Origin of the sequence: Erysipelothrix sp. strain 2 (EsS2-6-Brazil), from assembly GCF_016617625.1 — a bacterium.
Lineage (GTDB): Bacteria > Bacillota_I > Bacilli_A > Erysipelotrichales > Erysipelotrichaceae > Erysipelothrix > Erysipelothrix piscisicarius.
The window spans coordinates 172446-186755 of sequence record NZ_SBAR01000002.1; the positions used below are offsets into that span (position 1 = coordinate 172446).

At 37.2% G+C, this 14310-nt stretch carries 13 protein-coding genes, 2 tRNA genes and 1 other annotated feature; of the genes, 8 read left to right on the forward strand and 7 right to left on the reverse strand.

Annotated features, from left to right (window positions below):
* Positions 1-10: 10 nt before the first annotated feature.
* Complete coding sequence (locus tag EPJ89_RS02455; RefSeq protein ID WP_200548916.1) at positions 11-862, reverse strand: DegV family protein; 852 nt, start codon at positions 860-862, stop codon at positions 11-13.
* A 110-nt stretch (positions 863-972) separates the two neighbouring features.
* Here EPJ89_RS02455 and EPJ89_RS02460 point away from each other — a divergent pair.
* Together EPJ89_RS02460 and EPJ89_RS02465 are read left to right on the forward strand one after the other, a co-directional pair.
* Positions 973-1049: transfer RNA gene (locus tag EPJ89_RS02460), tRNA-His, on the forward strand.
* A 392-nt stretch (positions 1050-1441) separates the two neighbouring features.
* Positions 1442-1518: transfer RNA gene (locus EPJ89_RS02465), tRNA-His, on the forward strand.
* A 36-nt stretch (positions 1519-1554) separates the two neighbouring features.
* Here the strand turns inward: EPJ89_RS02465 and EPJ89_RS02470 are convergent.
* Entirely contained in the window at positions 1555-2445 is an 891-nt protein-coding gene (locus EPJ89_RS02470; protein ID WP_161636757.1) for a LysR family transcriptional regulator, read from the reverse strand.
* 113 nt (positions 2446-2558) lie between these two features.
* Between EPJ89_RS02470 and EPJ89_RS02475 the strand changes: the two genes are divergently transcribed.
* Together EPJ89_RS02475 and EPJ89_RS02480 are read left to right on the forward strand one after the other, a co-directional pair.
* Positions 2559-3983 (forward strand): pyridoxal phosphate-dependent decarboxylase family protein, encoded by a 1425-nt coding sequence (locus EPJ89_RS02475; RefSeq protein WP_161636758.1) that lies wholly within the window; start codon positions 2559-2561, stop codon positions 3981-3983.
* Between the two features lie 85 nt (positions 3984-4068).
* Positions 4069-4971 carry a hypothetical protein gene (locus tag EPJ89_RS02480; protein ID WP_200548918.1) on the forward strand — a complete coding sequence of 301 codons (903 nt, stop codon included), beginning with the start codon at positions 4069-4071 and terminating at the stop codon, positions 4969-4971.
* A 27-nt stretch (positions 4972-4998) separates the two neighbouring features.
* On the opposite strand, the gene EPJ89_RS02485 is transcribed toward EPJ89_RS02480, so the two are convergent.
* On the reverse strand, positions 4999-5691 hold the full coding sequence (locus EPJ89_RS02485; RefSeq protein ID WP_161636760.1) for a hypothetical protein: 693 nt from the start codon (positions 5689-5691) through the stop codon (positions 4999-5001).
* A gap of 164 nt (positions 5692-5855) precedes the next feature.
* Between EPJ89_RS02485 and EPJ89_RS02490 the strand changes: the two genes are divergently transcribed.
* From EPJ89_RS02490 to EPJ89_RS02505, 4 genes are all read left to right on the forward strand, one after another.
* A complete protein-coding gene (locus EPJ89_RS02490; RefSeq protein ID WP_200548920.1) occupies positions 5856-6437 on the forward strand; it encodes an NADPH-dependent FMN reductase in 582 nt (193 codons plus the stop codon).
* A gap of 38 nt (positions 6438-6475) precedes the next feature.
* Positions 6476-6686 (forward strand) — a binding site (T-box leader).
* A gap of 138 nt (positions 6687-6824) precedes the next feature.
* Positions 6825-7646 carry a transporter substrate-binding domain-containing protein gene (locus tag EPJ89_RS02495; protein WP_161636762.1) on the forward strand — a complete coding sequence of 274 codons (822 nt, stop codon included), beginning with the start codon at positions 6825-6827 and terminating at the stop codon, positions 7644-7646.
* 1 nt (position 7647) lies between these two features.
* Complete coding sequence (locus EPJ89_RS02500; protein WP_161636763.1) at positions 7648-8310, forward strand: amino acid ABC transporter permease; 663 nt, start codon at positions 7648-7650, stop codon at positions 8308-8310.
* Positions 8303-9037 (forward strand): amino acid ABC transporter ATP-binding protein, encoded by a 735-nt coding sequence (locus EPJ89_RS02505; protein ID WP_161636764.1) that lies wholly within the window; start codon positions 8303-8305, stop codon positions 9035-9037. Before EPJ89_RS02500 ends, EPJ89_RS02505 begins: the two co-directional genes overlap by 8 nt.
* A gap of 295 nt (positions 9038-9332) precedes the next feature.
* Here the strand turns inward: EPJ89_RS02505 and EPJ89_RS02510 are convergent, their stop codons facing one another.
* Genes EPJ89_RS02510 through EPJ89_RS02525 form a run of 4 tightly spaced genes read right to left on the reverse strand, consistent with a single transcriptional unit; the run spans position 9333 to position 14307 of the window.
* Positions 9333-10559: a bifunctional folylpolyglutamate synthase/dihydrofolate synthase gene (locus tag EPJ89_RS02510; protein WP_200548922.1), complete on the reverse strand. Its 1227-nt coding sequence runs from the start codon at positions 10557-10559 to the stop codon at positions 9333-9335.
* Positions 10544-11203: a uracil-DNA glycosylase gene (locus EPJ89_RS02515; protein WP_161636766.1), complete on the reverse strand. Its 660-nt coding sequence runs from the start codon at positions 11201-11203 to the stop codon at positions 10544-10546. The genes EPJ89_RS02510 and EPJ89_RS02515 overlap by 16 nt, the downstream gene beginning before the upstream one ends.
* A gap of 48 nt (positions 11204-11251) precedes the next feature.
* Entirely contained in the window at positions 11252-12712 is a 1461-nt protein-coding gene (locus EPJ89_RS02520) for an LCP family protein (RefSeq protein ID WP_200548924.1), read from the reverse strand.
* Between the two features lie 32 nt (positions 12713-12744).
* Positions 12745-14307 (reverse strand): ABC transporter substrate-binding protein, encoded by a 1563-nt coding sequence (locus EPJ89_RS02525; protein ID WP_200542557.1) that lies wholly within the window; start codon positions 14305-14307, stop codon positions 12745-12747.
* Between the last annotated feature and the right edge of the window lie 3 nt (positions 14308-14310).

The window sequence follows — 14310 nt, forward strand, 5'->3', positions numbered from 1 at the left end:
AGCTCCTTCTCTATATTTTATCTTTAATAAGTTTTTTTCGCCAAGCAATCGCAATGCTGCCAGGTCCAGTATGAGCAAGTACAATAGGATATAAAGGACGTTTTATGACCTCAATCCCAAAATGTTTTTCTAAATCTTTCACAACAGCATTGTAGATTTTTTCTTCACAACCGCCGTCTAAAACAATCCATTCATAATCATCTTTATTCCGATCTACCACAGTGTGATCAAAACCAACGCGGACTGCTTTTTTGTAGGTCCTTACTTTTTCAGCCAAATCAATTTCACCATTTGAAACCTTTAATACAGGTACGATTTTGAGTAAATTCGCAATGGCTGCAGCTGCTGGCGTAATACGACCTCCACGCTTAAGGTAGATAATATTCTCAGGTATGAGTGATGCATACATATCCGCTTCATCTTCGATGAGCGTCCTTATAGCATCCGGTTCCATACCCCGCCTTATCATTTCCTTAACTTCAAGACTTAATAAAAACAATGGGCAACTGACAAATTTTGAATCAATAACCGTTACGCGTCCATCATAATCTTGAGTCAGTCCGCATGCCGTTTGATACGTCCCGCTAAGTTTACTTGAAATCGGTAAAAAGATTATATGGTCATATGTTTTTAAAACGTCATCAAACAATTCAATCAACCTACCTAAAGGTGGTTGTGATGTTGAAACAGATGATCCGTTTTTCATGGCTTGAATCAATTGTTCACGAGAGATCCCTTCTTCTTCCATATATGCTTTTCCATCGATTGTTAAAGGCATACGTGCTACGATAATCTCATGATCAATTGCTTCTTGCTTTGAAACACCTGCCGATGAGTCTGTGATAACAGCAATTTTCATCATAAATGTCCTCCATTAGTATGATTACTATATCATATTTCTTATATAATTCACTATTTTTTGGTGAGCGCCTTTACAAACGTTTTTTTAAACGCTATAATGGTCTAGCAATGGCGATCGTGGTGAAGTCGGTTAACACACCGGATTGTGGTTCCGGCATGCGCGGGTTCGAGTCCCGTCGGTCGCCCCATATTGAAATAACACCCACTTTAAGTGGGTTTTTATTTGTTCTTTCGTCTTGTTAAAACACTCAATTATATCAACCGTGAATTGTACAAACTCCTCGATATGAACGTACTCCTTTATGCTCTTTAGCACGTACACATACATTCTATAAGGATAGTTCTCCAAAGTCATTTTCATTTAATGAAAATAGCAAGATAGTTTGTTAATTTGATGAATTTTCATCTAGAATTCGAAATTTCGTTTTAAAATAGTATCATTTTGGTGATTTGAATTCAAGAAACCTTAAAATATGATGACCAACAATCACGTTTTGTTCATCCCCTTTGAATTCTTAATTTTTAGGTCTTTCTACTCTTTACAAGATTAATTTTTATGGTTATAATTGACGAGGATATGGCGATCGTGGTGAAGTCGGTTAACACACCGGATTGTGGTTCCGGCATGCGCGGGTTCGAGTCCCGTCGGTCGCCCCATATTGAAATTACACCCACTCTTTAGAGTGGGTTTTTTTATTTTCGACGAATATAGGTTTGTTCAATTTCCTGGATAAATGACTTCATGTGGGTCGTCAGGAATTTTTTTTCGTGATAAAGGACTTGAGCGTACATCGAAACCGTAGGAATATCAACATTCACCGTTTTTAATACGCGTTGTTCGAGTTCTTCTTTTACTGAAAATTCAGGAAGAAACGATAACCCAAGTCCTTTTTTCAAGACAGCGATGATAATTTCTGTATCTCCAACCTCTAAAATCGCATTTAAGTTCACGCGTCGCTTCGCAAGATTGCGCTCAAGTTCATAGCGATACGCCTCACCTTGTTCGGTCAGTAAAAATGGTGCATCCGAAAATTCTTCAAGGTTATAGATTTTTGTACTGCTTACCGTCTCATCCGCACTTACAAACAGAATGGTTTCTTCCTTTTCAAATACTTTTACCATATCTGCACCATAAAGTTGATAATCGAGTGTGAAAAGGATGTCGATTTCGTTTCGCCGTACCATACCCAGCAGTTCTTCTGTTTTTCCGATGATCACTTTAATTTCCACGTTGGGATGTTCCTTGTGAAAATTATAGATAAGGTCTGGAAAAATGCTCGACCCCAACGATCCGACCGTTCCGACGCGAATGGTACCGTGTTCTTTTTTGGTCGATTGATTAAAGATACGCGCTTCCTCAACGGTTCTTAAAACTTCGTTCGCATAAAATATAAATGCCTCGCCTTCTTCCGTGAGGTGAATTTTACGATTCATGCGGTCAAAGAGTTTTGTTTGAAGTTCTTCTTCAAGTTGTTGGATTTGAACGGTCACGGCCGCTTGAGTATAACCTAAGGCATCCGCTGCCTTACTAAAACTTTCTTTCTCCACAACCTTCACAAATGTTTGAAAATGTCTCAGATTCATACGCTCTCCCATTAATTTTTTTTATCCGTTTTATAAAATCTATTAAATTATCTTATTCTATAAGTTATGGTATATTTTCATTAACACGAAGTCAAGTTAATGGAGGTATGTAAATGAAACGATATGAACTCGATGAAGATGCTTCAATTGAAGCTATGATGATTGAATTTATTAAAACTTTTTATCAAGGTGAAACAAATCCAGGTACCGGACCTGTCTGTACAATCGCACCGGAAGACGTTTTAGATCGTCTTAAAAATCAAGATATGCCGCAACAAGGACGCGACCTCAATTCCGTTGTATCTCAATTGATGACGGATATTTATCCCTATAGTTTACGCAGTGCTCACCCACGTCATTTTGGATTTATCCCCGGACCGGCTACAAAGGTTTCTGTTTTGGGTGATTTAATGTCGAGCGCTTATAATGTGCATGCAAGTAATTGGGTTAATAGTTCTGCCGCAAGTACGATCGAAGAAAACACCATTTGTTGGCTCACCAAACAAATCGGCTATGATGAACATGCTGGCGGGTTGTTTGTTTCAGGTGGTTCTATGGCAAACCTAACGGGACTTATTGCAGCAAGGGATAAAGTATTGAATGAAGATAACCGACACTTGGGGGTCATTTATCTTTCTGATCAAACACACCACTCTGTGGAAAAGGGCTTAAAAATTATTGGATTTACGAGCCGTCAATTCCGTTTTATTGATACCGATGAAGCCTTTCAAATTAAAACGGACATTCTTGAACGAACAATTTTAGAGGACTTAAACCAAGGATTGGTTCCTTGTTGCGTAGTTGCAACTGCAGGAACGACCAATACTGGAACCGTAGATCCCTTAAATGATATCGGTGATTTATGTAAGAAGTATTCTCTTTGGATGCATGTTGATGGCGCGTATGGAGCGTCTTTCCTTCTTTCAACCAGTCAAGTACACCGCCTTAAGGGAATTCATAAAGCAGATAGTGTTAGCTGGGATGCCCATAAATTACTCTATCAAACTTATAGTTGCGCCATGATTCTTGTGAAAGATAAGCAAGATCTTCTCAACAGTTTCGATGCCAGCCCTGAATATTTAAAAGATATTGATGGTGACCGTGTAACAAATTTTGGCTCGATGGGAATTGAGCTTACACGACCGACTCGCGCACTAAAATTATGGCTTTCACTGCAAACTATTGGAATTGAAGAATATTCTCGTCGCATTGATCATGGCCAAGAACTTGCGAATTACGTTCAAGAACGAATTCTAAAATACAGTCATTGGGAAATGATCTCACCTGCTCAGTTTTCGATTATTAATTTTCGTTACATCCATCCTGATTTAACGGACGAAGCGTTGGATTCACTCAATACCTATCTCGCAAAGCAAATTGTTGCCGATGAATTTGCAGGTATCTTTACAACCGAACTCAAAGGACACACCGTATTAAGAATGTGTACAATTAATCCGATCACCACCTTTGATGACCTCGATGAAACACTCGACCACCTTGAAACACTCGCAACCCATTATCTCAACACAAATCTTTAAGATTTGTGTTTTTTTGCTTTTTTACCACACTCACACACATTCTAAGAACAATCCAACTATAATAAGAATATAAGGGGGAACACATATGAAATTCTTTTTTAACTATACATTACCGCTTTTTGTACTCCTAACAATCTTGGGCTTTCCAGTTTATTTCCTATCAAAACGAATTCGCTTTAATCAACCCAACTATGCAACACGTCCACACCGGTTTAACCTAACAATCATGGGAGGATACGTCTTGATCGCGTGTCTATGCATCGTCATAACCTTTTATTTAGAAAATTGGCCTCGTTCAATTGAACCGAAAACGCAGTGTCAACAGCCATCTTTAACATTTACCGATCCCGGTGGGTTCTTAGATGCAAAGCCTGAATATGCATTGTGCTTTGATGAACATTCTGAATTAATTTTTGAAGATCCAAACCAAGCATTTGATTCATTCATTGAAGACCATCGTTTTGATCTCTATAAGATTCACCTTAAGTTTAAACGCTTTACACCGATTAACCGAATAACCTATCGGAATTATGCACGATTCGATATCAATAACGAGCTTGAAGCACCTTATGCACAATTTTTTAAGATTTTTAATCAAAGTATTTATCCAAATACACAGGGCAAAACATTACGCTTGATTCCGTTTAATGTCGATTCCATTGAATTCAGTGAGAACTATAAAAAACCGGATGGCGATATTGAACGAACTGAAAAAAACCAAGAGTTTGCGATCATCTCCGTAACACTTGATTTACAAAGTGACGACCCAATTATTGATTTCAGAAATGCCTTTACACTTGTCTCTGAAGATGCAACGACCTACCTTCCACCCCGTCTTGTTTTAAATAACAATCACGAACGAATGGACCTCAATGCACGAAACAACCAAGCAACTCTAATTTTTAACGTAAATCAAGATACACCTTACAATCTTATATTCGCAACCGAAAATACAGTTCCTCAAAAAGAATTGATTCGAAAGCCATAAAGAAAAAAGTCCACATCGCGTGGACTTTTATTTGAAATCACCAAAATGATAGGCCATTTCATAGGTATACGTTGCTTCATGATCTCGAGATCCAAACCATGTATGAATCCCAATTTGACCACTGTCTTCATGTTCTTTACCCGGTTCAAAAATAAATAATGTACGATCTTTTAGAATGACAACATCTAGGGACTCCTTAAACGCATCGGCCTCTTTTAGATGGAAGCGAACTGTAATCACGCCAGGAATATCTTGTTGTTGATAACGATCCGCAAACATTTCTAAGTCTTTACGCGTAATTCTTCGTTCTCTTACATCCGTATCCGGACCAATATTTATCTCTTTAATTACCCCTACTTTTAAACTGCCATTTTCTCTGTAATTTGCAATAATATCTGCTTGAATCGTATCATTACTGTTTGTATCCATTCGAGGTAAAATCATTTCCTCAAAACGCATATTTGTATAAGATTCATTGATATTTAAATCAAAACCTGCTTGTTTAATTCGAATGTGTTCTTTAAGAATACGGGTAAAATCACCTTCACTAATATAAAACGAATATAAGTGTTTCTCCCCTACGAAAATATCTTTATCACGCCCAAGAGTCGGTACCATAACGGGTTTTAGAAATCGATTTCTCGTTGTCGGTTCATTTATATATTTATACAGACCATAGCCTGCCGCAGCAAGAATTGCTGGAACGATGAGTTTTTTCATATGCTACCTCCTTATCATCAAAATTTTAACACATTCTTATTATAATGAAATTGAATTGTAATCGAAACTTATGTTATTGTCATAAAGTCATGCGAATTCCTTTCATTTTGCAGCATGTAACTCTATAATGAAAGCGATACAATTTTTAGAAATGGAGTGTCATCATGAAAATAATCGCAATCACAGGTTCAGTAGCAGGCCGCAAGACACGTGTCGCTTTGGACTATGTTATCCAAGAGATAACCAAACACAATCATACTATTGACACGGAGATTATTAATATCGGAGATTATGATCTCCAATTTAGTGATGGACGCCCCGTTAATCAATATAATTCCGATACCCAATATGTTATTAATGCAATTTTGGAGGCCGATGCACTCATTGTTGGAACGCCAACGTATCAAACCTCTATTCCTGGAGCCCTTAAAAATATTTTTGATTTACTACCAATGCATGCGTTGGTTGATAAAAGTGCAGGTATTGTTGTAACTGCAGGATCACCAAAGTATTTTTTAATGGCTGAACAACAGCTCAAGCCGATTTTATCTTACATGGGTGCACGGATTGTTCAGAAGTATGTCTTTATTGAAGATTGTGATTTTGATGGCCTTCAAATCAAAAACGAAAAAATATTAGACCGCTTACGCACATTAGGTGATGATGTTATTTATTCAGTAGAACATAGGACTTGGGCAAAAAACCATCCAATTAAGAAAGATCAATTCCCTTACAACGATAAATAAAAGTATTGACAAAGATTTGATTGTACGATATTATTTCACTTAAATCGCAGAACAAGAGAGTAGACATTCGGATGTCGATAGCGAATTAGGGATGGTGGAAGCCTAATGGATGAATTATGTTGAACCGCACTTGGGAGATGTTTATCTGAACAAAGAGTAGGATAAACCGCAAACCTAGCGTTACAGGAGAGAGGTCATATGAAAAACATATGGCAATTAGAGTGGTACCGCGTTTAACACGTCTCTAGATATAACTATCTAGGGACGTTTTTTTGTTCCTAGATTCAAATAAGAGTGAGGAGAATTTTTATGGGAATCAAACGACGACGTGACTTCGCAAAGCGCACAAACCAAACTTAAAGCGAACATCACAAGGAGAGAAACAAAATGAAAAAATTATTTATCGTAGCAAGTATTACATTATTAGTATTAACCGGTTGTGGTAAAAAGGATTCAACCGTAAGTAAACTCGAAGCCATCAAGGCAAAAGGTGAGATTGTTTTAGTAACATCACCTGACTACGCACCGTATGAGTTCATCGATGCAACAAAATCTGGTCAAGATCAATATGTTGGAGCAGATATTGAACTCGCAAAATTTATTGCCAATGAAATTGGTGTTGATCTAGTTATTAAAGCGATGAGTTTTGGCGATATTGCCTCCGCCGTATCGCTTGGAAAATTTGATATGGGTATTGCAGGATTCACTTACAATGACGAACGTGCCGAACAAGTTGATTTCAGTGAAACATATGATACAACAGAGTCCACATGCCAAGGGTTCCTTGTTACCAAAGAAAAAGAAGCAACCCTAAATACAATCGATGATCTTAAAACAGCAAAGGTAGCCGTTCAAAACGGATCATTACCTCAAACATATGTCGAAACGGAGCTTCCTGAAGCAACAATGCAGCTTGTGAATACTTTAGATGATGCCGTTCTTCAATTAAATGTTGGGAAAGTTGATGCCATTGCCGCATCATGTGCATCAGGCGAAGGTTTTACCCTCAATAATAAAAATCTCGTTGTAAGTAAAGTTAAATTCGCAACAATCGATGACAATGGTACAAAAGTAATTTTAGAAAAAGGTCAAGAAGACCTTATGAATGAAGTGAATAAAGCCATTGCGAAAGCCGTAGAACTTGATTTATATAAACAATGGCTTGATGACGCTACAAGCATTGCAGAACAATTAGGAGCGATAGACTAAAATGTTTCAGGATATATTAAAGCTCATTAATCGCTATGGACATGTGTACCTCAAGGGAGCTTGGGGTACATTAACCATTTCTGTTGTAGTTGTTCTCATCAGCACTCTACTTGGTGCATTTCTTGCCATGGGGAAAATGTCAAAATTTAAACCCTTAAAAGCAATTATTAATGTTTATATTGAAGTCATTCGTGGAACGCCCCTTTTACTTCAACTGAGTTTATTTTATTTTTTAGGATCTGAGTACATTTCATCCTCAGTACCCGATGTGGGATGGATTATGGTTGCCCTCATAATTAATTCAAGCGCCTATGTTGCGGAAATATTCCGTGCAGGAATTCAAGCTGTTGATAAAGGACAATTTGAGGCTGCGAAAAGTCTTGGTATCTCAAACACCAATATGATGAAGAAAATTATTTTCCCCCAAGCGATTAAGAACATCTTACCTGCTTTAGGGAATGAATTTATTACAATGATTAAAGAAACATCTCTTGCATCGGTATTTTTTGTTAATAACCTGATGACTTCGGAGTCGATCGTTTCAAGTGCAACGCACTTAAAACTTCCTTCTTTAATGATTGTTGGTGTTATTTACTTTATGATGACATTCTCAACATCAAAACTTATTTCCGCATTTGAAAGAAAGGTGGCTCTCAATGACTAAACCGCTACTTGAAATCAAAAACTTACATAAGGCATATGGCGATTTATCGGTTCTTCAAGGAATTAATGAGACCATCACCCAAGGTGAAGTTGTTTCAATTATTGGCCCTTCAGGGTCTGGAAAATCGACACTGTTACGCTGTTTGAACTTACTTGAAACACCATGTTCTGGAAGTATAATCTTTGACGGTGTTGAATTACAACCCGATCATAAAAATTTAGATAAGCTTCGTCAAGAAATTGGGATGGTGTTCCAACACTTTAATGTTTTCCCAAATTTAACGGTTTTGGAAAATATCACCCTCGCACCAACTTTAGAGAAGGGAATGTCTCTTGATGAGGCTAATGCTTTAGGGCTATCTTTACTTGATAAAGTTGGATTAAAAGAAAAAGCTCATGAATTTCCACGTAAATTATCCGGTGGTCAAAAACAGCGTCTTGCAATCGTTCGGGCACTTGCTATGCAACCTCAAGTTATGCTGTTTGATGAACCAACTTCTGCTTTAGATCCCGAAATGGTTAAGGATGTTCTTGAAGTCATTAAAGATCTTGCGGTAAGTGGCATGACCATCGTCATCGTTACCCACGAAATGAATTTCGCAAAAGAAATTAGTGATCGAGTATTATTTATGGATGGGGGCGTTATTTGTGAACAAGGTAATCCTGAAGCAATCTTTGATCACCCATCTCATCCACGTACCATTGAGTTTTTAAGTAAAGTTTTATAAAAAAACATGTCTTAAATGGATGTGGACCCATAACCAAGAGCTTTATATTTAATGAATAGTACCAAAGGATTCTTCTCTGTATTAAACAGAAGAGCGTCCTTTTTATTTTGTCACGGCTGTGCGGATGAATCTACTTGATCATTTTTCTAAATATATTATGATATCATATTTCTTGATTTGAAATCGGTTCCCATACTTTATTAGGTTTATCGTTGCATGCTCGATTGCGATTAATTTGAATTTCGCACTACATGTTAACATGAAAAAACCCCTGTCCATGTTTGGATTTAGGGGTTCACATCAATTGTCTTGCTTTTTTTTTGAGATAATCACGCGCCTCAGAAATAAAATAGAGTGAGCCCGTAACGACACATGTCCCATGATTTCGATGTTTGATACCTGCATCAATTGCATCATATTGATTTTTGATGATGGTGACATGATGTCCAAACGCTAAGTTTTCTGCACTTTCGGAACGATAAAAATCAAACTGGGTGATAATAACTTCATCAAATACAGATTCCAATTTATTTATCATAAGCGTATAGTCTTTATCTTTAAGAGCTGTGAATACCGCAATCCATGGTCGAGGAAGCATTTCCATGCTTCTCACAAGCATTTCTATCCCCATCTCATTATGAGCGCCATCTACATAAACACCATCGCTGACACGCTCAAAACGGCCTGCCCAGGTTGCATTCAAAATTGCATTCTGAATGGTTTGGGTTGAAATCGCAAGTTGAGGCAAGGCCTTTACGAGATTAATGGCGAGACTTGCATTCGCAACTTGATAAATACCTTGATTTTCAATGCTATAGCTGTCACCCAAAACCTCAAAGTGATAGGCCATTCCACTACGATGAGGAACCGGTGTTTGGATCGGGTGTACTTCGGTTTGCATACAATGTGCGTGTTGGTGGAATACTTCTAAACATGAACTTTTGCTTTCTGTTGTGAAAAGAGGTGTATTCGGCTTGATAATACCCGCTTTTTCGGCAGCAATTTTCTCAATGGTATCCCCAAGAATATTCATATGATCAAGACCAATGTTTGTAATTCCAGAAATTAGTGGATGGATAACATTGGTTGCATCCAGTCGACCTCCAAGACCCACTTCATAAATCGCATAGTCTACATCTTGATCAAGAAAGTATAAAAATGAGATGAGAACATCAATTTCAAACATGCTTAATTGATATCGATCCCAAAAAGGTTCGGTTACATTAATATACATTAGTAAATCCGAGTCCGTGATATTCTGATTATTTATCCGAATACGATCGTTATGTACCGTAAGGTGAGGTGATGTGAATGTCCCAACAGTATAACCGGCTTCCTGTAAAATTGCACGGGTATAATTGGTTGTCGACCCCTTACCATTGGTACCACCAATATGAATGCAAGAGAGGGAATCTTGAGGATTGCCCATATCTTCTAAACATTGACGAAACAAGTCAATGCCGTACGTCTGATTTTTACGTTTCATAAGCGCTTCAAGCGCAGGTTCTATTTGTCTAAACATGTAACACTCCAATTAATTTCTTCTTGATGACGTTCTCTAAGCAACGCATTGATTTTTGAAAATGGACGCGACCCTATAAATCCTCGATACGCACCAAGTGGGGATGGGTGACTGGATTCAATAAATTGATGGTGATCTTGGATGAGCGTTTTTTTAGCTTGAGCCTTTTTCCCCCATAACACAAAAATGATTGGTTCTTCGCGGCGTCCCAATTCCGAAATTACCCGATCCGTAAACTGTTCCCATCCAATATGAGCATGAGACATTGGCTCACTTTCTCTTACCGTCAGCAACGTATTAAGAAGCAAAACACCTTGCTTCGCCCACGATGATAAGTCACCATGTTCATTTTTTACTCCGAGATCAGCTTCCAACTCTTTATAAATATTTATCAAACTTTTAGGTAATTTTTGATCTTTATAAACAGAAAAACTCATTCCCATCGCCTGACCGGGTTGATGATAAGGATCCTGTCCTAAAATCACTACCTTTACATCTTCAAATTTAGTATTTTCAAATGCCGTGAAAACCGCCTCCTCAGGTGGATAGATTGTAAACTCATTTCGTTCTTCTTTGATTTTATTTTCAAGTAAACGAAAATAGTCTTTTTGCTTTTCTTCATTAAATAATTGTTGCCAGTTCATAAAGACCTCCTGCATGATTTTTAAAAATAAAAGCCAGATATCTGGCTTTTATTCATTGACTGAAATAATTTCATGACGCTCCATTGCTTCAATATAGTCATGCGCTTGACGTACTGTTTCATAGTTTGGTTCCATCACATAGAGTGCTGGTCCCGGCATTGAATAAGTCGTTGTACTTGAGCTTCCCGTTCCAGTTACTGCATAGGATTGAATATCCCAATCAGACATGTCGTTAATTTGTTGTTTTATGAGTTTTTTAAAATCACTTTCTTCCATACTCATTTGGAATGAGTCCGAAACTGAGTTTAGAATTGATGTATAGTTTGTAATAATTGCGGGTGACATTGCCTTTTTAAGGATTCCTGTAATGAGAGCTTGTTGGTTTCGAACACGGTCATTATCACCATTTGGTAGATTATAACGTTCACGTGCAAAGATAAGACCATTTCGTCCATCTACGTGGTTAATTCCTTCATCAAAATACACACCTGCATAAGATTGGAATGCATATCGGGAATAAACATCTACGCCACCCAATGCATCAATAATGGTTTCAACTGAACTGAAGTTTACTTTTACGAAGTAATCAATATCGATATCGAAAAGATTTTCCAGTGTTGCCATTGATTCTCCGACACCATAAATTCCCGCATGTGTTAGCTTATCATAAGCTCCAAAGGATGCAAGTTCAACATGATAATCACGAGGAATACTTGTTAATAAGATTTTCTTATTCTTAGGATCAATGGTCATAATCATATTCACATCTGAGCGTGAAACGGATGAAACAGGTCCATAGGTGTCAATCCCGGTTACAAACATACTAAATGTATCTTGCATTACGTCTGTATTTTTATTTTTAAAATCGACTTCTTCTTCATACGCTACGGTACCTATAATACGAGTCTTTTCATCAAAATCTTTTACCTCATCTTGAATAAAACCACGGTGTGCTTCACTCAATAAGATGACTTCTTGTGTACCATCATACAAATCATTTGCGAGTTCCGTATAATCTTCATAGTCCACGATATTAATATCTGATTTATATTTTTCATCAATTAATTTCTTACCTTTAGCGATGTTTTTCGAGTCCAATCGTGTATTTGCACCAAAAGATAACGATTTAACATCATCAATGCTTTTATATTCTGAATCTTTCATGACCACAACAGAAATAACATGTGTGTCTTTATTTGCCCCGGTTAATTTGCCAAGGAAACTATTTCCTGTAACTAAATAACGTGTTCCCAGTAACAAGAGTAAACTTAAAATTAAACTGTATACTTTACCAAAATTTTTCAACTTACCGGGTTTGGTGAGCATGGTTATTAACGCTCCAATAAGGAATAAAAGTAGGATAATCCCTACAATAATCATGAGATACTTTGTCGGAATTGCATTAAACTTATAAATTGCATACAAAGTAACGACTGAACAAAGTAAAAATATCAGTACGATTACTTTGTCTCGGAATAAAATAAATTCTTTTCGATTGTTTTTAGCCATGCTAACCTCCATCACAAAACTGTGATTATCAATTAATTATTTTTCGCTTCATCATCAGAAGATGCTTCATCATCTGACTCTTTTGATTCTTTTTCTTTCTTAGCTTCAAGCTCTTTTTTTTCATCTTCAGCCTTTTTGGCTTCCAATGCTTTTTTCTCATCTTCCGTCAAATCATTTTCTTCAATCCACTTGTTTGCTAATTCCACAATTTTTATCTGCGCTTCATCAACTGTAATTTTATGATCGTATAAATCTCGTAAGATTGGCATAAAATCAACTTCTTTATAAAGACTTCGTGCTAACTTCGTTGGATTATTATCCAATGCCATAACGGGTGGTGTGTCATGGAAATTATAGGCTCTCATCTTTTCAATCACACGTTTATCGGTAATCGTAAGTTCATCAAGGTGTATGCGATGATAGATCGGCGTTTTACCTACCGAACTTTGATATGTTGATACCCCTTCACCACTGCGTAAGATTCGGATTACTTCGGCTGCTGCTGAAGGATACTTTGTCTCTTTTCGTGCGATGTAACCATCGACTTCACCCATAGGCGACATGCGATGCTTCATATATTCTGGGAATGGAGCATATACATATTCATCGTTACTGCTTACTTCGTATTTATCGGCCATCTCAAAATCGGTAATAAAACTAAAGGCCGATCGTCGTTCATAAAATGCAGCATCCAATTGCCATGGAAGATCTTCTGCCTTCATATCTTTAGAGAGAGTCTTATCCATTTTATGTGTGCTCATTGCTTCAATAAATACAAGACCATCTCTAAATTCTTGAGTTTCAAAGCCAGGATCAGATCCTTTTTTTGTAAAATTCAACGTCCAGCGTCCGCTGGTTAAGAAAGGATAAAAGGATTCTTGATCTTTAAAGGATAATGGGAAAACCATATCGGTCTTTTTCAGTATTTTATCTGAAGCTTTATAGATTTGATCCCAGGTCTCAAAAACATCAGGTAAACCAGATTCATCCGAATCTTTTAAATCAAAACCTGCTTCCTCTAGAAGGGTTTTATTATAGACAAAAAGGCCACCTTCAATACTGTTTTGAACGAAATAGTATCCTTTAAGATTAATGGAATCTTGCAGTTGGACCGGAATACGACTCCCAACTACTGTATCAAGTGAATTCCCCAGATTGACCAACTGATCTAGAAAATAAACAGCATTTTTTTGAGACGTCACCATAACATCATAAGGAAGTCCTTTTGCCATTTGATCAATACTTAAAGGTTCCTGTACAACATATGAAATTGCATCTTTATGTTGCGGATGAATCTCATTCCATGTGGACACGAGATAATCTCCAAGTTCTTTATTTTCTACTTGTACAGTAAGCGAGGCATTTTCTTCAATACTAAAATATTCATTATCTTTATCGTAACAAACACTCTTTCCATCTACCGTACAACGACTGTTTAAGAAGAAGAATGAGGTTGAAAAAACTGCAAGTAACAAGACTGCAATAACACCAATGATAACACTCTTATTTTCTTTTGGATTTTTAACTAAACGCTGTTTTTCTTTCTTGTCGTTTGCATTTTCCTCAACATGTATTGCTTGATGTTCTTCGCTCATCCT